Origin of the sequence: Pseudomonas sp. St316 (assembly GCF_018325905.1) — a bacterium.
Lineage (GTDB): Bacteria > Pseudomonadota > Gammaproteobacteria > Pseudomonadales > Pseudomonadaceae > Aquipseudomonas.
On sequence record NZ_AP021901.1, the window covers coordinates 775,938 to 797,750 of the forward strand.

The following is a 21,813-nucleotide window of genomic DNA, read 5'->3' on the forward strand; positions in this document are numbered from 1 at the left end:
TGAAGGTCAGAGTTGGTCGTACTTTTTGCTGGTGCTTTTAGCTTTGTCGACGGGGTATTTCTGGTCATTCAGAGCAAGTTTGCTCGTGACCGCTTCGTTGAGATCGACACCGAGCACGCTGCTCAGGCGGACCAAGTACATGAATACGTCGGCTAGCTCGTCCTTCACTGCTTGGGCGGTCGAGGGATGCTTCGCAGCAGCCACTGAGTCGGCTTCGCTCATCCATTGGAAAACTTCGCATAGCTCACCCACCTCGCCTGTCAGCGCGAGCAGAAGGTTTTTGGGCGAGTGGAATTGCTGCCAGTCGCGGTCGTCTGCAAAGCGTTGGAGCGACGCTTCAAGATTTGCCACGTCGATTAGTTGTTTGGGTGTGCCATCTGCCGTGCTCACAGGCTTGCCTCTCGTTCGCCGCCAGAAACGTGACAACAGCCACGTCAGAAATCTAGGGATTGATTGTAAGAGTTTTCTTTTGGGGGAGTGGGCTTTTCCTGATTTTCCCTTCGATAGTCGGCCCAGGTCAGGCTCTATTTCCGGCTGCTTGGTAGCGGTCCTTGACCTCGGCCACACTCAGCCACTTACGGCGGGAATGCACCACACGATGGCAATTGGCACATAGTAAAGCCAGGTCTGCGAGCTTGGTTTTATCGCCAGGTTGGAGCGTATGCAGTGGCTTAGTGTGGTGTACATCGATAACACCCTCGACGTCCGGGCCGTATGTTTTGCTGAAGTTGAAGCCACAGGCTTCGCACTGGAGAGCACCGAATTTTTTTAGGGCTTCGTCCTTTTTGCGTTTGACGAGTTTTTTGTCCCTTTCCCGTACACGGTGTACGCGGGTTAACACTTTTCCTTCCTCTGCTTCGAAGAAGCCCGGTTCTTCCTCCGCGCTTAAATCTATTGGCGTAGTGGACGCAGTGCCGACGTTTGCCTTAATGGCTGCCACAACTGCGGCGAGGTGCTCGGGGTTATTAGCGAATTCCAGCCATACCAACTCCTCGTCCTTATTACCTTTTGCAAGACCTGTACGACCGGTGTTGGTGTAGCTCGGATCCCAGCGACGGAAATTGTTGAGCTTCATGTAAACACCATTGGTGTTACGAAAGCTCTGGTTCTTGCTCGCACCGGTGGCGTTGCCAATGAGATTGAGGCTCTGTGATAAGGCTCGGACTTCCGGATGGTTAACGCCAGGTAAGCCATTGCGGTACAGCAGGTACAGGTTCAGGGCTAGGACGAGTTCGTCACGGCTCCAAGGCGGATTGGATTGATTACTGGTAGGTAAAGAGGACATGGCGGGGGCTATCCGTAGGGTTCCCGTTTCGCTGTAGGACGCAGCGCAATATGTCGTCAGAATATTCTCTTCTGATGGCGTTTGGGAATCATACGGTGTTCGATGACCTTCGCTGTCGAGAACGGGGTGCTTACGAGCGACGTTGTTTGGTCATCAGGCGGGATTTTAGACGGGGGATGGATAAAGCTCAGACATTAAAAAGCCGGCTTGTGGGCGGCGTTATTGTTGAGTTATGCCCATATTTTACTGGTTTTTACGGCTTGTTCGATTTTTGTCCCCCACTTATCCCCCCACTTAGGAGGTGACTGAACTTTGGCCGTTGAAGCCCATTGCCCAATCCTAGCAAGTGCCATCGTGTTCATTGGCTCTGTGTTGGCGGTCGTTAGACATAGACTACTGCTTTGAGAAACTCACATCCCCTTTCTGTTGAGGCAAACGCTGATGAGAGTAGGTGTATTCGCTTATTTCCGATGTGCGCGTCAATCCCGAGTGAAAAAGTGAGGCCCTGGAGCAGATGGTCATTCGCTCCTCTATGTCTAGAATGGACAAAGGGTACGACACCGTCAATTCATCACGCACGACCCGAAAATCAGTGCCAAGCGGATAGTTGCTCAGCCATCGTTTTTTACACATCGCCCAAGCGCTCAGCACGCTCAACGGTGCGAGCTACGGTTATTCACCACAATGAAGAACCTTCCTTTACAATCCGTGGCGCCGTGTAGGAGGTCAAATGGATTCTGGATATTGGGTCATTTTATCTTCTATAACGGCTGGCAGCGCCCCCGCATTGAAGCGATGCGTTTTGACCCGGTTGCTATGCGGCCATTGCCGCTGCTTTTGGCTTTTGGTCGGTCTCCTCGCACGCGATACCACATCGTTCGAGGTTGTCGGAGGGATAATCGTGGCCGGCATGAAAGCAGATGCCCTCTGAGGTCTAGCCATGACCATCAAATTAACGGCTAAAGTCGCCCCCTACTCGCTATGAGCAATTTGGACAGTGGTAAACCATGAACGCAGTAGAAATTGAATCCGCAATCTCGGAGCTGGCCCTCCAACCCTTCGACATGGCGGAGTTTCCGTTCGCTTTTCTGGCCGCGTTCGGCAACAAGGATACGGCTCTCAAGCGACTGCGAGCAGGCAACAACAACGCATCGGATGTGTCCGGTGGCGTACTACTGCGCAACAACATCCATATTGCGGCATGCGAACCCGGCACTGTCGGCGAAACTCTCAAAACGTTGCGCGCCAGCCAGGCCACTACAAAAAGCAAAGCCAAGTTTATTCTCGCTACCGATGGCGAAACCCTTGAGGCAGAAGAGCTGGTGGGTGGCGAGACCATCACCTGCGCCTATTCGGACTTCCCCAACCACTTCGGCTTTCTTTTGCCTCTGGCCGGGATCTCCACCATTAAGGAGATCAAAGACAACCCTATCGACGTGCGCGCCACTAGTCGCCTGAACAAGCTATACGTCGAACTGCTCAAGGAGAACCCGGACTGGGCCAAGGCCGAGCGCCGTGCCGACATGAACCACTTTATGGCGAGGCTGGTGTTCTGCTTTTTCGCTGAAGACACCGATATCTTCAGTGGTGACGGCCTATTCACCAAAACGGTGGAGCAGTACAGCGAGCGCGACGGCTCCAACACCGCTCAGGTGCTGTCGGAAATGTTCCGCTCGATGAATATTAAACTGGCCGACCGCGCCACTGCTCAGCGGCGCTTGCCCAGCTGGGCCAACGGCTTCCCCTATGTGAACGGCGGCCTGTTCTCCGGTAGCACTGAAGTGCCGAGCTTCACGCGCATGGCGCGTACTTACCTGCTGCACGCTGGAAACCTGAACTGGCAAAAGATCAATCCAGACATATTTGGCAGCATGATCCAAGCCGTGGCCGACGATGAGGAGCGAGGCTCACTAGGCATGCACTACACCAGCGTGCCCAACATCCTCAAGGTGCTGAGTCCGCTGTTCCTTGATGACTTGCGCGCGCAACTCGACGCGGCGGGAGACAACAAAGCCAAGCTGCTCAACCTCCGCAAACGTATGGCGCGTATCCGCGTTTTTGATCCAGCCTGCGGCTCTGGGAACTTCCTAGTCATCGCCTATAAGCAGATGCGTGAAATTGAGGCGGAGATCAATCGCCGTCGAGACGAGGCCAACAACAGGTCTGAGATCCCGCTGACCAACTTTCGCGGTATAGAGTTGCGCGACTTTCCGGCAGAGATTGCCCGCTTAGCATTGATCATTGCCGAGTTCCAGTGCGACGTGCTTTATCGTGGCCAGCAGGATGCTCTGGCAGAGTTTTTGCCTCTGAATGCGCAGAATTGGATCGTCTGCGGCAACGCGCTTCGACTGGATTGGCTGAGCATCTGTCCGCCAACGGGCACGGGCGTGAAGGTGCTCGCAGATGATTTATTCGGCACGCCACTGAATCAGAGTGAAATTGACTTCGAGAACGACGGCGGTGAGACGTATATCTGTGGCAACCCGCCATATTTGGGTTCGACTTGGCAAACCGACGAGCAAAAAGCCGACTTGGAGGCCATCTTTAGCAAGTACACAAAGACGTGGAAAACGCTGGATTATGTTGCAGGTTGGTTTATGAAAGCCGCTGACTATGGCACATACACCAACTCGATCACCGCTTTTGTTACCACCAACAGTATTTGTCAAGGGCAGCAGGTTTCGTATCTATGGCCATTCATTTTTAACACGGGGCACGAGATAGCCTTTGCGCACACTTCATTCAAATGGGCGAATCTCGCCAGTCACAATGCAGGTGTGACGGTCGCTATCGTGGGCATTGCGCGGAATGCCGCAAAGCCACGTCGCCTGTACAGTGAAGGTGATGAGAAGCAGACAGTGTTGCGCGAGGTCGATTACATCAATGCATATTTGGTGGCAGGCGCAAACGTCATAGTCGAAGCCGAGACAAACCCGCTTGGTGTTGTTTCACCTATGACCAACGGCAATAAGCCTGCTGATGGTGGACATCTGATTTTGGATTTGACCGAGGCAGAGACCGTTCGCTCATCTGATGCTCATGCTGCGCAGTTCGTTCGACCCTTCGTCGGCTCTGATGAAGCCATCAATGGAAAACAGCGCTTCTGCCTGTGGATTAATGATGCAAGCGTTGATCTTGCCCAATCAATTCCGGCCATCTCCGCTCGCATGGACGATGTGCGTGTGATGCGCCAAGCAAGCACGAAAGAATTAACCCGCAGAGGAGCTCGCACGCCACACGCCTTTCAACAAGTCAGACAGAGAGGCGATGAAACTCTCATGGTAGTGCCTCGCGTGTCTTCAGAAAACCGACCCTACCTGCCTGTTGTGCTGCTTTCGCATGGGACCATCATCGGCGACCGGAACTTTGCCCTCTACGATGCGCCCCTCTGGAACCTAGCCATCATCGCCTCGCGTATCCACTGGGTCTGGATTGGCACTGTCTGCGTGCGGATGCGCACCGATTTTTCGTACTCCAATACCCTCGGTTGGAATACCTTCCCGGTCCCCCGGTTCACCGAGCAAAATAAAGCCGACCTGACCCGTTGTGCAGAAGATATTTTGCTGGCCCGCGAAGCTCACTTCCCCGCCACCATCGCCGACCTGTACGACCCGGAGAATATGCCGGACAACCTGCGCCACGCCCACGAGCACAACGATGAAGTACTGGAGCGCATCTATATCGGTCGTCGTTTCAAAAACGACACTGAGCGACTGGAAAAACTGTTTGACCTCTACACCAAGATGACGGCAGTTGCGGCTAAAACCGCACCCAAAGCAAAAAGGGAAGTGAAATCGTGACGGAACTAGCCAGCAATCCAACCAACACCTACACGGTGCCGTCGGTGTCTATCAGCACAGCGCGCACGGGGGCATCTAGTAAAGCTAACGAGCTGGGTATGCGCTCCATGCAGGAACGCGCCTATGCCAAACGCGGCGAGCAGTATCTGCTGATCAAATCACCACCGGCATCGGGTAAATCCCGTGCGCTGATGTTTATCGCGCTGGATAAACTCCACAACCAGGGCCTGCACCAAGCCATTGTCGTGGTACCAGAGCGCTCCATTGGTGGCAGCTTTGCGGATGAACCTCTGAGCAAGTTTGGCTTCTACTGGGATTGGCAGGTATCTCCGCAGTGGAACCTGTGTAACGCCCCTGGCATCGACGAGCCACGTGTAGCCAAATCCAAGGTGGGCGCGGTAGGCAAGTTTTTGGAAAGTACTGATAAAGTGCTGGTTTGTACCCATGCCACCTTCCGCTTTGCGGTGGAAGAATTGGGCATCGAAGCCTTCGACAACCGCCTGATCTCCATCGACGAGTTCCACCACGTTTCCGCCAACCCAGACAATAAGCTGGGCGGCCAACTGAGCGCGTTCATCAGTCGCGATAAAGTGCATCTGGTAGCCATGACTGGCTCTTATTTTCGTGGCGACAGCGAGGCAGTACTTGCCCCTGCGGAAGAAGCTAAGTTTGAGACGGTAACTTACACCTACTACGAGCAGCTCAACGGCTACCGTTGGCTCAAGTCGCTGGATATCGGTTACTTTTTCTACACTGGCAGGTATGTGGATGCCGTCGCCAAGGTGCTGGACCCAGCATTGAAAACTATTATCCATATCCCGAATGTGAATGCCCGCGAAAGTCTCAAAGACAAGGAGCGCGAGGTTAACGAAATAATGAGTGCTCTGGGGGATTGGCAGGGCGTCGATCCCGCCACCGGCTTCCATCTCATTAAGACCAGTGATGGTCGCATCCTGAAACTAGCCGACCTGGTCGATGACAGCGACGCGGCCAGACGCTCCAAAGTGCTTGCCGCGCTGAAAGACCCTGTGCAAAAGAACAACCGAGACAACGTGGATGTGATCATTGCGTTAGGCATGGCGAAGGAAGGCTTTGACTGGATCTGGTGTGAGCATGCACTGACCATTGGCTACCGTTCAAGCTTGACGGAAATTGTGCAAATCATTGGCCGCGCAACACGTGATGCAGAGGGCAAGGAGCGATCACGCTTCACCAACCTGATTGCTGAACCCACAGCCGATCAAGCCGCTGTCGCGGAAGCGGTGAACGATATGCTTAAGGCCATTTCTGCCAGCTTGTTGATGGAGCAGGTGCTGGCGCCACGCTATGAGTTCACTCCTAAAGATGCAGGGCCGAAAGAGGGGTTCAATTATGGGCTCGTTGGTTATCTGCCGGGCGGCACTAACCTGGGCGTGAATGAAACCACAGGCCAATTCCATGTCGAAATCAACGGCCTGACCACGCCGCAAAGCGCAGAAGCTACGCGCATTTGCAAAGAAGATTTGAATGAAGTGGTGACCAACTTCTTGCAGGACAAAACCGTGTTGGAGCGCGGCTTGTTCGACAAGGAAAACACCCTGCCCGAAGAGCTTACCCAACTGCGCATGGGCAAGATCGTGCGCGAGCGTTATCCAGACTTGAGCGAAGTCGATCAGGAAGCCATCCGCCAGCACGCTATCGCTGCCATGAACATTACCCAGCAGGCCAAGTTAGTCTTGGGACAGGCCGATGCAAACGTTGGTGACGCTGTGCAAGGAAGTACAGCGCTGCTGGATGGCGTGCGAAAGTTTGTTAACGTACGCGAACTGGACATTGACCTGATTGACCGCATCAACCCCTTTGATGCTGCTTATGCAGTGCTGGCGAAAGCGATGGATGAGAAATCACTACGCCAGGTGCAGGCCAGCATTGCCGCCAAGAAGTTGAGTATTCCCGAAGACGAAGCTCGCGAGCTAGCAAGGCGCGCCTTGCAGTTCAAGAATGAACGTGGTCGCCTGCCAGACATCAATTCTGCCGATTCGTGGGAAAAGCGTATGGCTGAAGGAGTGGCAGTGCTAGCGCGTTACCGTGCGCAAGCAAAGGCAGCGCAGGCTCTTAGAGAATCTGACAATGGCTGATATGAACGATGACGAACTGCTGGATGCGCTTGGCATAGAAGTCACTCCACTCAAGGCAGCAAGCCGAACCCCGCGTGAAGAGCGCATCATCGCCGGCTTCGAGGACATCCTGCGCTTTTATCAGGCCCACGGCCGCACACCACTGCATGGTGAAGACCGCGACATCTTCGAGCGGTTGTATGCCGTGCGCTTGGATCAGCTACGCAAGTTGCCGGAAGCGCAAACCCTGCTAACTGAGTTGGATGGCCCTAACCTGCTGTCTAGTGCCCTAGTGGTCTCGGTGGATGTGGATGACCTGGATGAAGACGCATTGCTGGCCGAGCTGGGCATCGGCGGTGCGTCCTCCGACCAGGACGACATCACGGTGCTGCGCCACGTACGTTCGAGCACTGAAAAGCGAGCAGCCGAGGAAATCGCCGACCGTGCTCCATGCGCCGACTTTGAAAAGTTCCAACCGCTATTCGAGCTGGCTGAGAGGGATCTGAAATCTGGCGTTCGCAAAACCCTGCGGTTCGGACGCGATACCAGCGTCGAAACCGGAAACTACTTCATCGTAGGCGGGCAGCTAGCGTACGTGGCCGAAATAGGAGAAACCATCAAGGCTCCGAATGGGGAGAGCGATGCACGTTTGCGCGTCATCTACGCCAACGGCACGGAAAGCAACCTGCTGCGTCGGTCGCTACAACGGGCGCTTTACAAGGACGACACTGGTCGCCGACTGACCGACCCGGACATGGGGCCGTTGTTCGGCGATGCTCCAGAGCCTGACGACATTGAGAGCGGGACTATCTATGTACTGCGGAGCTTGTCTAGCCACCCATTCGTAGCCGAGCACCGCGAGCTGATCCACAAGATCGGCGTGACTGGAGGCAAGGTGGAAACCCGCATCGCAGGTGCGGAAAAAGACGCCACCTATATGCTAGCCGGCGTAGAGGTGGTCGCCGCCTACACGCTGCACAACCTGAATCGGACTAGGCTAGAGAATATCTTCCACCGCTTGTTTGGCGCAGCACAGCTTGATCTGACCATCGAAGACCGCTTCGGAAATCCGGTCAAGCCGAGAGAGTGGTTCCTAGTACCGCTCAATGTGATTGATGAAGCAGTTGAGCGCATTCGAAATGGATCTATTACCGAAGTGACCTACGATCCACGAATTGCTCGCTTGGTCTGCTAGGGCTAATAAAGAAGCATAAGGCATGAACGAAGCCTCTATGCTGAAGCTCCTTGTCATGCTTAGCGATAGGCTCGATTCACACAATCTTCTTGTCTGGCTATCTGGCTATCTGGCTTGCAAGAAAGGCAGAAAATCCATCATAATCCTGCCTTAATTTATTGTTTTCGGGCCCAAATGATGAGCGACAGCGGCTCTAATAGGAACACTCAGCACGAGCCGGAGAAATTCGGCTCGCTCAATTTCAAGGTTGATCCAGACTTCAAAAAAGAATTTAAGGGCTATGCCGTAAATCAGGGAATGACCATGGTCGAACTGCTCAAAGAAGGCTTTGCTTTGAGCAAAAAGCAGCGTGAGCGCCCATGAATAGCCGATACACTAGCACGTGTCGTGAGGTCTCCTGTGGTTAAGCTCTCCAAACCAGAGGCCTGGCTTACATCGCTCGGAACTGTGAGCAATCCCAGCGTCGACGGGTTGGAAATAGTCGCTACTTATGACAGTAAGGGTAGGTGGCCCGAAGAAGTTGCAATGATGGAGAAGGCGAGTGCTTATGGCGCATATGCGGTCTTCTTCGAAGCGAGCCGTCATAGCCGAGCCCCTATAGCGCAAGCGTTTATTTTCCTCTCCTCAGGTCCGGCTGAGGATGCTGCATTCGCTCAGCTTCATAAACGTCTTTGGAGCTGGGGTGGTGTTCCGCTCATTTATCGAAAGAGCCCAGGTCTAGTTCAACTCTTCCGTTGTGCTCATAAGCCTGACTTCGCAGCTCCCGATGGCATTCCAGTTTGCCGCCCAGTCAAGATGTTAAATCTCGCTGCCAAGGTTGCCGCGCCCGGCGCGTGGTGGGATGCAACACGGCTTCGTAATGGCACGCTCTGGGACGATCCTGCTGTTTGTAAGCAGATGTTGTCATCCTCCAAATCCGCACACAGAAGTTTGATCGAAGCAGTAAAGCAGCTCAGTAGAGATCTTCGCGAACAGAATTTGCTCAGTGCAGGGTTGCGTCGGCATCTACTCATCCTATCGCTGCTAATAGCCTATCTTGAAGAGCGTAGAATCTTACTGCCTGATTACTTTGCTAAACAAAAAGAGGGCGCGACCCGTTTTTTTGAGGTTCTTGGTGATGGCGCTGCTTTAGTCTCAATGTTGAAAGACCTCGAAGCCCGCTTTAATGGCCATGTTTTTACGCTGACTGATGCAGAGCGTGAGGCGCTTATCGCTTCTCCCGATTTAGCTCGTTTTGCTCGTTTGATTGAAGCTCATGAAGAGTCTGGTGGGCAACTTACATTTTGGCAGTTGTATTCTTTTAAAGATTTGCCGGTCGAACTGATAAGTCATATCTACCAGTTATTTGTTACTGATAGTAATAGCTCGATTTACACTCCTCCGGCTCTCGTCCGATTGATTCTCGATGAGGCTTTGGGTTGGGAGCGCCTTGACCGCCTTATTGAGCGCAATGAGGTGATTCTCGATCCGTCTTGTGGGTCGGGTGTCTTTTTGGTTGAAGCTTACAAACGGCTCGTACTGCACTGGCGTAGTCGTAACATGTGGGCAAAGCCAGGTGTGGAGGAGCTTCGAGGTCTTCTCTTTCATGTGCATGGTGTTGACCTTGAGAAAGGTGCCATCGAGCTGGCAGCCTTCAGCCTTTGCTTAGCTCTTTGCGATGCGCTGGAGCCTGAAGCGATTCGTGTAAGTGTGAAGTTATTCCCAAGTTTAGACGGTTCCACCCTTCATCACAGTTGCTTTTTTGAAGCTAAGGAAAAGCAGCTATTGTCGAGTAAGGTTGGGGTGGTCGTTGGTAACCCTCCATTCGTTTCGAAGTTGGCAACAGCTGGATCGCGCCGTAGTCGTGATCGATATGAGAAAGAGTATGGAAGGCTGCCGGACAATCAGATTGCTTATCTTTTTCTGCATGAAGCGATGGAGTTAGTTGTTGAAGATGGCATTCTAAGTATGCTTCAGCAGTATGGATTTATTTATAATCAAAAATCTGCTGATTTCCGCGATGCTTTCTTGGATCGTTGGGATCTTCGTGAGTTATTAGACTTTGTATCGGTGCGAGGGCTATTTCAGAAGGGAGGCGCGGATACCAAGATTGTGGTGGTGGTGGCAGCAGCGCGACGGCCGACCCCTGCTAGTAAGATTCTACATGCGGTGTTTCGGCGCAGTGGGCGCGCGGACGCAGAGCAAGGTTTCGATATCGACTATTATGACTTGCATTGGATGCCTCGTGCGCTTGTGCGGTCTAACCCGATAGCTTGGCGATCCAACTTGCTTGGTGGCGGACGCGTCTATGATTTCGTTAAACGACTGATGGGCTTTCCAACATTACGTGAACACGCAGAACATCAGGGTTGGGACTTTGGAGAAGGGTTTATTGAAGGCGCTAATGGGCTATCAAAAAGTGCTGATCATCTCATTGGTCAAGCATTGATCCCGCCTAATGCACTAACCAAGAATGGGTTGGACATAAAAAAAATTGATAAGGTTCCTAATAAGCTAATTGAAGGTCCGCGTTCCGCTGGCCGATTTACGCCCCCCCTTCTTCTCATCCGAAAACATGCAGAGCTTCAACATGTGGTGTGGAGCGACAGCTATATAACTTATAAAAACGAAATTATTGGCTTTGCTGCGAATGGCGGTGAAAAAGTTGAATTAGATCGCGTGTCGCAATGGCTGGAGAGGGAAAATACTGTTCTTCGGGCTTACGCTGCTGCAATCAGTACGCGACTTTTCACTCGCAAGGCGACAGCTCTGTCCAGCGCCGATATCTTGACACTGCCTTATCTAACTCATGGGTCATTGGAAATAAGCGCAAACGAATCTCTTCTAGCAGCCGACATTGTGGGCAATCAGTGCGATTTTATTCGCTTAGGTGAAGCGTCAGCGTCTTTGCGTGATAGAGCAGATGATGCTCTGCCTGGTTTTGCGACCTGTTACACGAGTCAAATCAACGCAGTCTATGGAGACGTACCACTTGTGGCTCTTCAGCCTCAGCTTTGGCCGGGTTTGATCTGCTTTCCGTTTGTGTTCGGTGATGGTGTCGTGGATTGGACGGACGCGGAAATGTTGCAGGGTAAGCTCAATCATCTCCTTCACGAGCAGCGTTGTTCTTCATTATCAATAACGCGAATCGCACGAATTTACGATGGGCAGTTCATTTTTCTACTGAAGCCTGATCGACTTCGCTATTGGCTGGGTTCTATTGCCCTACGTGATGCAGACGAGACTTTGGCTGATTTGCGAATGCAGGGGCTTTAAGCAATGCTGGCAGATGATGGAGTATCACAAGTTCAGTCTGGAGTGATTTCACCCGGTATTCACCTTGCATCAACTTCGTTATTGAAGTTAATCGACTTCATGGCGGACGAGCTTCCAAGGTGGCGTGATCGCTCAGAAAGAAAACCCGCGACTTCAGAAACGACGCTTACATCTCAGTTTTGCGCCCATATGAACAGTGCATCGCGTCAGTCCAGCTGGGATTTTCTTCAGTTCCGGACTGAGGAACCCGATGAGGTCGTCGGTGGGCGGAAGATTGACCTTGTACCGGCGCCTAGTGGTTGCGTTGTTTGGATTAACGGGCGCAGGCATTTCGACTTCGACCCGCTGCTGCCGATTGAGTGCAAGCGTCTACCGACACCGCCTGGCTCAAAACGTGACAAATTTGAATATCTTTATAGTAGGCATTCAAGCACCGGAGGAGTTGATCGCTTCAAGGAAGGACATCATGGGGCTGGGCATGTTCTGGGCGCGATGATTGGGTTCATTCAGGATGGAGCAATAACGCCTTGGGAGAAGAAATTATTGTTTTGGACCAAGACTCTCGCTCGAGCAAAAATCGGCGGATGGGCAGTAGCGGACGGGATTGCTCTTCATAGGCACGACGCCTCTTTAGGGCTTGGAGTGTTACAGTCGCTCCATACACGCAAAGCGGGATTAGCTAATATCGAACTGCGCCATCTTTGGATTGAGATGAATTAATTCGAGGGAGTTACTCCATATCTGGATGCCAGGTATGGAGCGATATTCAAAAGGCAGCAAACAGAGGCTTTGTTCAACCGCTTACATAACCCATTGTTTTATATGGTTTAAGCGTTAAGGCCGGGTGCTCTTCGTTGTGAAATCACGGGCGAGGAGGTAGGAGTATGCGTTCGAAAGAAAACGTTGGACGAGGGAGGCATACGCCTCCCTCTTAATGTGCAAGCGCTTTACACGACCAGTCGCAGAGCTGTGCTGAGCGCTCGTTGTTTGATGACGGCGCCTTGTCCGAACCAAGCGGTGTCCATGCGATACTCTTTATTGCGAGCGCGACGCTCGTGGTCTATATACTCTGTGACTGCGTTGAGCAGGCCCCAGGCGGTGTCTTTGGCAGCTTCCAAATCAGCCCCACGGCCATGCCCCTCATACATCCTCATCACCTTGTTTAAGGCCTTTCCATTAGAGAAATTGTTACGCTCTGGGCGATCTGTTAGCGGTTCGCACAGCACGCTCTGTAAATAGTCCTTGGCTTCATGAGCTTTGACAGGGCGAGCGGCTAGCGTGCGCATGCGATACATAAATTCGTCCCATTGCGAAACGGCGATGCCCAACTGCTTCTTAACGACACCCGGATCGAAGCGTGTGCTATGCGGCACCTTGATAGCTTGGCTGGCGCCATTGACAGCAATCGTCAGGGTATTATTGCAGACAACTCTTACGGTCGTTGGCGTTGCCGTGGTCGCGAGTGTGCCGTCGCAGGATGTCGCGAGCAGCAGATAACCATTGACTACGTCATTGCCCTTTAGCGCAATTGACTGCCCGGTCCGAGCCAGCGCCCAGAGTTTGCGCCCGCCCTTGAGTACTCCGGCGGTCTCCAGCTCATAACCCGAGCGTTCAGTTAGATCCCGATAAAACTCTAGGACCTCACGCGGCTGCACCACTTGGTAGCGTTGTGAAACCACTGAAAGGGCTTCCTGGGTGTCCGAACGGTAAAGTACCTTTTGTTCGGGAAACGAACGAATAGGACGTTGATCGTCAACGGGGTCGGCCGCAAATTGCACGGGCGACTCATTGATCTGCCAGCTCATACCGGCTTCCTTTAACCAGGTCTCCAGGGGTTGTTTGGACGAGAGGTGGTTGCCCAAGCCATGCCAAGGCGTATTACCAGCGTAAGCCATAGTTTCTACAAGATGTGACATATGTTTTCTCCCGACAGACATAAAAAAGGCCAGACATTTAGTCTGGCCTTTTATGAGAAGTTACCGCGCTGCCGAATACGCTTATGCGTTGCGGGCGTGGGTTATCAATGCATGGTTAATTTGAATATGTAATCTCACCAGTATCTGTGGTTAGAGTCACCTCTCGGATATTGCACCCACCATTGGCGAATATCTTTAGCTCGCCGCCGAACAGGATGTCTACAGGCATTTGGTACACAGATCTTCCGGTGCAATTTCCCCTGTTTATTGTGTAACCCAGTAACTTAACTTTATCAGCCACTGAAGTCGCAAATATTGTTGGAACGCCCTGCGTATCGCCAACAGATATTTCGAGCGGCAACTTATCTGCTTTTGAGCAAGCGGATGTGAGCATAAGTGACGTAAGCAGCAAAGAGCCGAATATAGGTCTCATCGTTTCTCCGGGATTGATGGAGTATCAAGCTTGGCCAGGTAGGTACGGCTTCGTTAAATGTTAGTTGCAGTTGCGGGGTGCCTGGACGTCAAAGTCCCGGATCTTTCCCCATCCGACTATTTTTCCGGCGTTGGCCTGTGGGTCGGGTAGCGAATAGTCCGGAACCGTAACCAGCATGATGAATCCTTTCTCTTCAGCACTGATTTGGTAAGCCTCCATCGAAACAAGCGGTTTGATGGCTGCCTGTGGAGACGGCTGATCGGAGATGTCGATGGCATGTACGAACGACAGGTTGCCGTTGGGGAGGGTTTTGGTTTTAGGGAATACGCATTGGCCAACGTGGCTTGAGGCATTTGCGCCATTCGCCGCGAGTAAACCTACCACGATAAATGAAAGTACCTTTTTCACATTACTCCTTAAGACGGCTCAAAATGGGTCGTAAATACCGTGGCCGTATAGGCATCATATCTACACCATCGTCGCCATGACAAGAGTCTCCGGTGCACGCGACGAGGATGCTAACTTGGCCCGGTTCGGGGTAGCGGTGCGTGCTCGACGCAACGTCTTGTCCCTCTCACAAGAGGCGCTCGCCGATCTTGCAGGCATTGACCGATCCCACATGGGGAAGATTGAACGAGGAGAAAGGAACGTCACGTTTCTGAATATCGTCAAGATCGCCGAGTCCTTGGCCTGCAAGCCTTCTGATTTGCTGAAAGATGCAGGACTGTAGGCTCAGATTTTGGTCTATACACGGCTGCTGAAGCAGAAGCCGCAGTCCAAGCATTCGAAGTTATCTAGCACTTCTTCGTCGACGGCCTGCCCCAATTTCGCTCCAGCGATCCCCCCCGCTGCCCCGCCGAACATTCCGCCAAAGATGGCTCCAGCGACCGATCCTAGCGTCAGTCCGATAGGGCCCGCGAGTGAGCCAATAAGCGCTCCTGCTTCGGCACCGCTCATTGCCCCGGTAAAGCCTCCTACGGCGCCCGTAACTCCCCCTACAGCACCACCTACCTTCTTCCCGTAGTTCTTCGTTGTCACATGAGTGGAATCGCAGTTTGGACAAATCATGATTTTGCCTATTCGGTGATTTTTTGATTGGTTGTGAAAGCTGTGGTGCGGTGATTCAAATGAATCTGCCAGCTCTCAGAAGGGTGATATATGTCCAATTTCTTCTGGGTTGCCTTGCCAGGTGGGTTTCCCAGCGGGCCCCGGATTCGTGGGCCTAGGATCTAACTTTCGGGGGAGGAGGAACTAAGTCTTCCGAGCTGGAGCGCTCTTTTACGGTCCGCGTTGATCAGGCGGATGATGCCACTCCGGGTTGAGCAACACGATCGTGTCGCCGCGGTAAAAAAATACACGGCAGCGCTTAGCTTCGATTCGGTTGGACAGTCGCATAAGCTGAAATCACACCGAGCATGCGGCCTATTGGAGAGAGACATGAAAGCTGCCCCCGACGGCATTTTGAAGATTCTGCGGCTTAGTCAAGTACAGGAACGGATCGGCCTGAGCCGCTCCACGATCTATGACCGTATGAACCCGAATTCACCTCGCTTCGACAGCACGTTCCCCCGTCCCGTGAAGCTGGGGGTGTCCGCTATTGGCTGGTTTGACTCAGCCATCACAGAGTGGCTGATGGCTCGCCGTTAACTGAAGTTTTCAGCATCCCAAACACTAACTATTTTCGCGATTGAGAAGGTCAGAGTGCAGAGCTGCCCGAGTTTAGCCTGTGGAGGTTGCTGTGAGCGGCAGCTTTAGTTTGAAAGCAATATAGGAGCTTATGTTATTAAGTAATGCGAGTATCAAACAACTAGGTCTAAATGTCGCCTAGATATTTAGACCTAATGTAGGGTTGGTGTCTGCAATGTTGAATTACTACATCTCAGAATTTATCACACCGGTAAATGAATCGCCAAAAAATAGCTTGTCACAAGATGAAATTTTAAAAGGTAACCTTGAGGACTTTCTTTATGGAGTAGGCGGCAGTCGCGACGAGCCTAAAAATGTAGAGGGGTTTAACGCAATTTCTGACGTGGCAAATGTTATTGATACGACCATACGTTTGTTGGGTTCCGCTCAAAAAGTTTTTACGGCTGATGCTTGGGTTGTAGGAGGGTCACTTAAGTTAAAATCGTTGGCGTTGTCCGTTAGCACCTGTATACGTACAGACTTCTCACGTATTAGTGATCTGTTTCCGCACAGTGAATTCAATCCATATTTCAAGCTTTTTAAAGATCAGGTTGAGGCTCTCGATCCAAGGCTATTAGGTATGTACAAATTAACGCATCCGTTGAGTCAGGCAGAATGGGGGGATACAGTAGCGGAGCTAAATAATTTCGTTAGCGAAATCCGTAAGCGCGCTAATCAGGCAGAGTTTGTTAAGCTCATGGAGCACCACGCGAGGAATACTAATAAGAATCAGGCGGGTCTACATGGTTACATCGATAAGCTGTTCGATTATTATCCTAGGCTGCTGGTAGTTCGAGTCGATCTTAGCTATCAGAAAGCGAGTGCCTTAGCATCTAGAGAGTCTATTAGTTACAAGGAGGCGAACGATCATCGCGTTAAACTACTTAATGACATACGGTATCGACTATTTAAGGAGTGCTACGTAGGGTTCGCTTGGAAGCTTGAGTATGGGCTGATGAGCTCTCTTCACTATCATCTACTCTTGTTTTTGGATGGTTCAAAGATACGACTAGATGTCAGGGTGGCAAAAATCGTAGGGGAGCATTGGAAAGCCGTTGTAACGTGTGGTAGAGGTAGATACTGGAACTGTAACGCAAACAAAGCAGGATATGGCGCTTTTTGTGGTCTAGGCATGATTAGCCATAACGACAAAGTTCTTCGAGGTAATCTCAGAAAGGCCGCTAACTACCTAGTTAAGTGTGATTACTTCGTTCGATCAGCCATTCCTTCCGGTCGGCGAACATTCGGGAAGGGCATACCCCCAACTAGGACAAAGTCAAATCGGGGGCGACCAAGGAAAGGCTAAAAAGGGCGTCTAATTAGACGCCCTTTTCATTTGGCTTTATATGAATGCGCCTGGTAGGCCTCATTTATCTCAGTAACTCCAGACTTCTTAAGCCAGTTTGTGGCGGCTTGATGGAAGTCTTCAATTTGAACATTAGAGTTGGGATCTTCTGGAATGAATTTTTCTAACTCTAGGTATATGGTTTCTACAGCTTGTTTTTTTGTTTTCCATCCTCCTTCCGGAGCACGGCTTTTCAGTAGTTCAACCATACGCGTTCGAAATGGAGCGTATTTTTCGTTGGTGACTTTTCCGCCAAGTTGTCTGCCTAGCAAAGCATTTTCTGATGTCCATCGTGCGTCATTAGATTCAGCAAGCCAAGTCTCAGTCTGGCCAATCAAGTAACTTGTGTGGCAAAGCAGCGGCCATGCCGCTGCTTCGTCCCCAGATTCTATTAGTTTTTTTGCCTGTATATACGCTAAACAGGACATGTGAAACTGCGCTTGCTGTCTGTCCAATCGCTTTCGTGGGATCACACACTCGAGATGCAACTCCATTATCTCGTCTTCAGTTATATTGCCTGCTTCTATCGCTTGTGATAATGCTGAAAGTATCTCATCTAAGTCCAGCGGCTCCTCGAAATGTATACTTATTTCTTTTAGCCTTCCGTGTTGTGTCTCGATGGATTCCTTAGCGTTATTCGGAATATTTTGGAAGATGAGGTCTTTGGTAGGTTTACTTAATGTTTTCATTAGCGATCACTGACTCCGGAAGCAAAAAGTTTACCCAATCTTTCATAAGTAGGCGTCGTTTGTCGAGAAAATCAGTACGAGAGTAGGCCCCCTCGGTTTGATCTCGCTCATCATGTGCTAACGCCATTTCACAGATCTCACGGTGGTAGTGTGTGCATTCACCTGCCCAGTCACGAAATGAAGATCGAAAGCCATGGCGGGTGATGTGTTTGTAGTCCATGTCATGCAGGAGTGTACGGATTGCGTTTGCATGCATGGCTCCTGTCTTGCCCTGGCCTGGGAATAGAAAAGGACTTGCTTCGTCTCTCGAAATGCTCCGCACGAGTTTTACGACTTCCTCCGCTAGCGGAACAACAAAAGCCACCCGCATTTTCATACGCTCGTCGGGTAGTGACCAAGTGCCGGCTTCCAAATCAAACTCATCCCATCGGGCGAACCTCACCATGTGGGCACGCGCACCGGTCATGATGAGCAATCGAGCAGCGAACGAAGCTGGGGTGTTGTTTGTGCTAAGTCTGGTCATCAGCGTAGGCACATCCTGCCACCGCATGGCTTCAAAGTGCTCACGCTTCCGAGCCTTCTTCTTTTCAGCGCGGCTCAAAAGATTCTCCAAGTGTCCGCGCCAGCGAGCAGGGTTCTCACCCTCTCGCAGGTTGCGTGACTTTGCGGCTTCCAGAATCTGTTCTATCTGCCCACGTACTTCATCGGCGGTTCTTGTTTTAGTCGCCCAGATTGGTTGCAGAACCTTGAGTACTTGAGGAGTACCGATCTCACAGGCTGACAGTTTGCCGATATGGTCAAAGGCATAAAGCTCAAGCTTGCGCAGCCAGCCTTTACGCCACTTCTCCGACCATGCGGCACCGTGTGCGTTACGATATTCCGTAGCGAGCGTCTCGAACTTCAGTTGCTTCGCTTCATTGGCGCGCTGAGCAGCGCGCAGAGCTGCGCGTTCGATGTCGCGAGCTGCTAATGGATCTACACCGTCGCTCAACTGACTGCGTTTGGCGCTGGCTGCGAGCCTAGCTTTCTTAAGACTCACCTCAGGGTATGAGCCTAGGCCCATCTCTCTCCGGCGCCCCGCCAGTTGGAAGCGAAGCGTCCAGGATTTACTACCGCTAGGTTTGATTTCCAACCGTAGGCCATCACCGTCTTCGTAGGTGCCGGGTTCGGCAAGGTTTTCGACTTGTTTCGGATTCAGCTTACCCATTGATTTCCCCTTGCTGTCCCTTTGTCCCCCACCTGTCCCCCCACTTCATCGTCGGATGAGGTCGAATGGTGTTGAACACCATCGGACAGGGGAATGCTAGAGATGCCCGCAATAGCTAGGCTATCGGCAGGATTCTCGGATGGGATAGGATTATTTCGGACAATTAAAAAGCCGGCTTATGGCCGGCTTCTCGTTGACTAACTCAGTTCGTTTTTGACAAACCTCACCAGCCTTCAAAACGTACATCCGGCTCTTGCGGCCGGCTGTGGGACTTGGTCAGAAAGTGATCTGCCTTGTCGGTGCGAGGCGTGGGCTCGCAAATGTGGGGCGCAGGATACGCGGGTTTTCTTCGGAAGCCCAGTGGTAAGTGGTGTGGAATCATTGGGTTATCGGTGATTTAGATAAAAAAGCAGGGGCTGCTGCGCAGCCCAGCGGGAGCAAGCTCCCTCGCCACGGGAGCGCCTCACCACAGGGAGTTGCTTAACACAGGGAGCTCCTGCCACTGTTCCTGCTCTTGGTGGGTCAGTCGTATACAGGCGGCCTCTGTTTGTTGAGTGTCGACCACCAGAACACCCAGCCAATCACCCTGATGTTCTGCGCATCGATCTGTTCTGCACTGAAAACCTCGTCCGGATACGCAGCACTGTTATGACTGCGCAGCCGAAGCCGATTACCGGGAATTCTGTGCAGGTATTTAATACGTAGCATCCCGTCATGCTCAAGCGCGTAGATCTGGCCGTCGACGATGTGGGTCAGGCCGCGGTCGATGGCGAGGGTGGAGCCGTCTTCGATGCGTTCGGCCATGCTGTCGCCGACCATGGTGGTGCAGATGGCGTCGCTGGGGTTTATTTCCAAGGATTCGAGGTGGCTGCGGGGCAGGCGGATGGATTGGTCGGGGATTTCGGTGATGTGGGTTTTGGTTTCGCCGGGGGCGATGGGCACTTCCTTGTAGAAAGGCAGTTCGATGTCCGTGGGTTCCACCACGCTGTAGACGCCCTGGATTTCGGCGGCTTCATAGGTGGTGCCGGGGCCGAGGCCCAATGGGGTTTGCGGGCCCTCGCCGTGGGCGAGCCACTCTGGGCTGACGGTCAGCAGGCTGGCGATGCTGTGGATGCGCCCGGGTGGGATGCCACGGTTGAACCAGTTGTTCACGTGCTGGGATTTCACGCCGTATAACTTCGCGAAGTCGGCGGAACGGATATGGGCTTCTTTTAGAAGGGCTCTGAAGCGGTCGCCACTGGAAAGTATTTTCATAAACGGAAAGTTTAGGGGCGACGCTGTTTTCGGCAATAAACAAGTCGTTCAAATATATAAGACGATCTTTCCGTTTGCAGGATCTGAAAGGTGCGGGCTAAACGCATTTAAACAGTATTAATACAACTTCGTATTTAAGTGCCATTAAGGCATAAAAAACCCCGGTATAAACCGGGGTTCTTCTGCACGTTCAGTCTCAGCCTTTGTAGGCGGCAACCGACTTGGTGATCGCTTCGCGGGCGGCGTCTGCGCCGGCCCAGCCTTCGATCTTGACCCACTTGCCTTTTTCGAGGTCTTTGTAGTTCGCGAAGAAGTGCTCGATCTGCTGGATCAGCAGCGGTGGCAGGTCGGTGTATTCCTTCACGTCGACGTACAGTTGCGACAGTTTGTCGTGTGGCACTGCGATGACTTTGGCATCGCCGCCGCCGTCGTCGGTCATGTTCAGGATGCCGACTGGACGGGCGCGGATGACCGAGCCTGGGGCCACTGGGTAGGGGGTCACGACCAGCACGTCGAGGGGGTCGCCGTCGTCGGCCAGGGTGTTGGGGATGTAACCGTAGTTGGCCGGGTAGAACATGGGGGTGGCCATGAAACGGTCAACGAACAGGCAATCGCTGTCTTTGTCGATTTCGTATTTGATCGGGGCGTGGTTGGCCGGGATTTCGATCGCGACGTAGATGTCGTTCGGCAGGTCTTTGCCAGCCGGAATCTTGCTGTAGCTCATTGGGCGGTGCCCCCGTTAGTTGACCAAATGACTGGTCGGATTGACCAAAAAGTGGCGGCGATTATAGGCATATTCAGCCGTCGATGCCACGTTAGCAGGGTCTTAGAGACCTTAGTATGACGCCTGATAGACCGGATCTTGCGCTTGAAGTTGCCGCAGCCGGGCCAAAGGATCCTGGCGGTAGAACGCCTTGAGCTGCTCGTACACCTTTGGATAGGCCTGGTGCAGCAGGTCCGGGGCGCTGAAGAAGTATTCGCTGCTGACGGCGAAGAATTCCGCCGGGTTTTCGGCGGCGTAGGGGTCGATGGCGGTTTCGGCGTCGGGGTTGTGGTCCAGTTGGCGGTTGAGGTCGTCGAAGGCGTGCTGCATGGTCTCGGCCCAGTCGCTGACGCGCATGTCGGCGTGTAGCGGTGGCAGGCCGTTGGCGTCGCCGTTGAGCATGTCGAGTTTGTGCGCCAGTTCGTGGATCACCAGGTTGTAGCCGTCCCAGCCGCCGCTGGCCATCACGCCGTCCCAGGCGAGGATGATCGGGCCCTGGGGCCAGGCTTCGCCGCTGTGTTCGCCGTCCCATTCGTGCTCGATGCCGCTGGCGTCGCGGTGGCGCTGGGGCTGAGGAAGTCGTCGGGGTAGAGGACGATTTCGTGGAAGCCCTGGTACCAGTTCAGGTCGCCGAGGTGCGTCAGCGGCAGTTGGGCCTGGGCGGCGAGCAGCAGGCGTTGTTCCTGGTGCAGGTCGACGCCGGGCAGGGCGGTGAGGTGCTTGTCGTGCAGGAACAGCACGCAGGCTTCGCGCAGCCATTGGTCCTCGGCGGCGCTGAGGCCGTCGAGGAAGCTCAACTGTTGGCGCACCCGCTGCCAGGTTTCGTCGGTGACGGGGTGTTTGGCGAGGGTGCGCTGGCGGCGCCAGTTGCTCAGGGACCACATGGGTA

At 52.8% G+C, this 21,813-nt stretch carries 17 protein-coding genes and 1 pseudogene; 9 read left to right on the forward strand and 9 right to left on the reverse strand.

The genetic code is table 11. From position 1 onward, the window contains the following. Positions 1-6: 6 nt before the first annotated feature. Together KI237_RS03385 and KI237_RS03390 are read right to left on the reverse strand one after the other, a co-directional pair. Positions 7-390, reverse strand: coding sequence for a nucleotide pyrophosphohydrolase (locus tag KI237_RS03385; RefSeq protein ID WP_212798803.1), 384 nt, complete (start codon positions 388-390; stop codon positions 7-9). 127 nt (positions 391-517) lie between these two features. Further along, on the reverse strand, positions 518-1,285 hold the full coding sequence (locus KI237_RS03390) for an HNH endonuclease (RefSeq protein WP_212798804.1): 768 nt from the start codon (positions 1,283-1,285) through the stop codon (positions 518-520). Positions 1,286-2,292: 1,007 nt separating this feature from the next. On the opposite strand from KI237_RS03390, the gene KI237_RS03395 reads away from it, so the two are divergent. The 6 genes from KI237_RS03395 to KI237_RS03420 all read left to right on the forward strand — a co-directional run bounded on the left by KI237_RS03395 (position 2,293) and on the right by KI237_RS03420 (position 12,351). Further along, positions 2,293-5,085: a class I SAM-dependent DNA methyltransferase gene (locus tag KI237_RS03395; RefSeq protein WP_212798805.1), complete on the forward strand. Its 2,793-nt coding sequence runs from the start codon at positions 2,293-2,295 to the stop codon at positions 5,083-5,085. After that, positions 5,082-7,202 (forward strand): DEAD/DEAH box helicase, encoded by a 2,121-nt coding sequence (locus KI237_RS03400; RefSeq protein ID WP_212798806.1) that lies wholly within the window; start codon positions 5,082-5,084, stop codon positions 7,200-7,202. The genes KI237_RS03395 and KI237_RS03400 overlap by 4 nt, the downstream gene beginning before the upstream one ends. Next, a complete protein-coding gene (locus tag KI237_RS03405) occupies positions 7,195-8,376 on the forward strand; it encodes a GIY-YIG nuclease family protein (RefSeq protein ID WP_212798807.1) in 1,182 nt (393 codons plus the stop codon). Before KI237_RS03400 ends, KI237_RS03405 begins: the two co-directional genes overlap by 8 nt. 177 nt (positions 8,377-8,553) lie before the next feature. Next, positions 8,554-8,739 (forward strand): hypothetical protein, encoded by a 186-nt coding sequence (locus KI237_RS03410; protein WP_212798808.1) that lies wholly within the window; start codon positions 8,554-8,556, stop codon positions 8,737-8,739. Between the two features lie 36 nt (positions 8,740-8,775). Beyond that, the gene (locus tag KI237_RS03415) at positions 8,776-11,631 is read left to right on the forward strand and encodes an HsdM family class I SAM-dependent methyltransferase (RefSeq protein ID WP_212798809.1); all 2,856 of its coding nucleotides are present in this window, start codon (positions 8,776-8,778) and stop codon (positions 11,629-11,631) included. Positions 11,632-11,634: 3 nt separating this feature from the next. Further along, positions 11,635-12,351: a hypothetical protein gene (locus KI237_RS03420; protein WP_212798810.1), complete on the forward strand. Its 717-nt coding sequence runs from the start codon at positions 11,635-11,637 to the stop codon at positions 12,349-12,351. Between the two features lie 227 nt (positions 12,352-12,578). Here the strand turns inward: KI237_RS03420 and KI237_RS03425 are convergent, their stop codons facing one another. Together KI237_RS03425 and KI237_RS03430 are read right to left on the reverse strand one after the other, a co-directional pair. Further along, on the reverse strand, positions 12,579-13,547 hold the full coding sequence (locus tag KI237_RS03425) for a DUF932 domain-containing protein (protein WP_212798811.1): 969 nt from the start codon (positions 13,545-13,547) through the stop codon (positions 12,579-12,581). Positions 13,548-14,040: 493 nt separating this feature from the next. Next, a complete protein-coding gene (locus KI237_RS03430) occupies positions 14,041-14,388 on the reverse strand; it encodes a hypothetical protein (protein ID WP_212798812.1) in 348 nt (115 codons plus the stop codon). Between the two features lie 76 nt (positions 14,389-14,464). Here KI237_RS03430 and KI237_RS03435 point away from each other — a divergent pair, with 76 nt between their 5' ends. The 3 genes from KI237_RS03435 to KI237_RS03445 all read left to right on the forward strand — a co-directional run bounded on the left by KI237_RS03435 (position 14,465) and on the right by KI237_RS03445 (position 16,972). Continuing rightward, positions 14,465-14,710, forward strand: coding sequence for a helix-turn-helix domain-containing protein (locus KI237_RS03435; RefSeq protein WP_212798813.1), 246 nt, complete (start codon positions 14,465-14,467; stop codon positions 14,708-14,710). A gap of 707 nt (positions 14,711-15,417) precedes the next feature. Continuing rightward, a complete protein-coding gene (locus KI237_RS03440; RefSeq protein WP_212798814.1) occupies positions 15,418-15,627 on the forward strand; it encodes a helix-turn-helix transcriptional regulator in 210 nt (69 codons plus the stop codon). Positions 15,628-15,841: 214 nt separating this feature from the next. Then, complete coding sequence (locus KI237_RS03445; protein WP_212798815.1) at positions 15,842-16,972, forward strand: YagK/YfjJ domain-containing protein; 1,131 nt, start codon at positions 15,842-15,844, stop codon at positions 16,970-16,972. Positions 16,973-16,998: 26 nt separating this feature from the next. On the opposite strand, the gene KI237_RS03450 is transcribed toward KI237_RS03445, so the two are convergent. The 5 genes and pseudogenes from KI237_RS03450 to KI237_RS03470 all read right to left on the reverse strand — a co-directional run bounded on the left by KI237_RS03450 (position 16,999) and on the right by KI237_RS03470 (position 21,808). Further along, positions 16,999-17,700, reverse strand: coding sequence for a hypothetical protein (locus KI237_RS03450; RefSeq protein ID WP_212798816.1), 702 nt, complete (start codon positions 17,698-17,700; stop codon positions 16,999-17,001). Then, positions 17,684-18,907: a tyrosine-type recombinase/integrase gene (locus tag KI237_RS03455; protein ID WP_212798817.1), complete on the reverse strand. Its 1,224-nt coding sequence runs from the start codon at positions 18,905-18,907 to the stop codon at positions 17,684-17,686. Before KI237_RS03455 ends, KI237_RS03450 begins: the two co-directional genes overlap by 17 nt. A 522-nt stretch (positions 18,908-19,429) precedes the next feature. Continuing rightward, the gene (locus KI237_RS03460; RefSeq protein WP_212798818.1) at positions 19,430-20,161 is read right to left on the reverse strand and encodes a LexA family transcriptional regulator; all 732 of its coding nucleotides are present in this window, start codon (positions 20,159-20,161) and stop codon (positions 19,430-19,432) included. Positions 20,162-20,357: 196 nt separating this feature from the next. Further along, positions 20,358-20,885, reverse strand: coding sequence for an inorganic diphosphatase (gene ppa, locus KI237_RS03465; protein ID WP_003205933.1), 528 nt, complete (start codon positions 20,883-20,885; stop codon positions 20,358-20,360). A 111-nt stretch (positions 20,886-20,996) separates the two neighbouring features. Further along, positions 20,997-21,808 (reverse strand): annotated as a pseudogene (locus KI237_RS03470) (M90 family metallopeptidase). Positions 21,809-21,813 lie beyond the last annotated feature (5 nt).

Coding starts and splice junctions, on each gene's coding strand:
- KI237_RS03390 (WP_212798804.1), bottom strand. CDS start 1,285: ATGTCCTCTTTACCTACCAGTAATCAATCCAATCCGCCTTGGAGCCGT.
- KI237_RS03395 (WP_212798805.1), top strand. CDS start 2,293: ATGAACGCAGTAGAAATTGAATCCGCAATCTCGGAGCTGGCCCTCCAA.
- KI237_RS03405 (WP_212798807.1), top strand. CDS start 7,195: ATGGCTGATATGAACGATGACGAACTGCTGGATGCGCTTGGCATAGAA.
- KI237_RS03410 (WP_212798808.1), top strand. CDS start 8,554: ATGAGCGACAGCGGCTCTAATAGGAACACTCAGCACGAGCCGGAGAAA.
- KI237_RS03420 (WP_212798810.1), top strand. CDS start 11,635: ATGCTGGCAGATGATGGAGTATCACAAGTTCAGTCTGGAGTGATTTCA.
- KI237_RS03425 (WP_212798811.1), bottom strand. CDS start 13,547: ATGTCACATCTTGTAGAAACTATGGCTTACGCTGGTAATACGCCTTGG.
- KI237_RS03435 (WP_212798813.1), top strand. CDS start 14,465: ATGACAAGAGTCTCCGGTGCACGCGACGAGGATGCTAACTTGGCCCGG.
- KI237_RS03440 (WP_212798814.1), top strand. CDS start 15,418: ATGAAAGCTGCCCCCGACGGCATTTTGAAGATTCTGCGGCTTAGTCAA.
- KI237_RS03445 (WP_212798815.1), top strand. CDS start 15,842: ATGTTGAATTACTACATCTCAGAATTTATCACACCGGTAAATGAATCG.
- KI237_RS03450 (WP_212798816.1), bottom strand. CDS start 17,700: ATGAAAACATTAAGTAAACCTACCAAAGACCTCATCTTCCAAAATATT.
- KI237_RS03455 (WP_212798817.1), bottom strand. CDS start 18,907: ATGGGTAAGCTGAATCCGAAACAAGTCGAAAACCTTGCCGAACCCGGC.
- KI237_RS03460 (WP_212798818.1), bottom strand. CDS start 20,161: ATGAAAATACTTTCCAGTGGCGACCGCTTCAGAGCCCTTCTAAAAGAA.
- ppa (WP_003205933.1), bottom strand. CDS start 20,885: ATGAGCTACAGCAAGATTCCGGCTGGCAAAGACCTGCCGAACGACATC.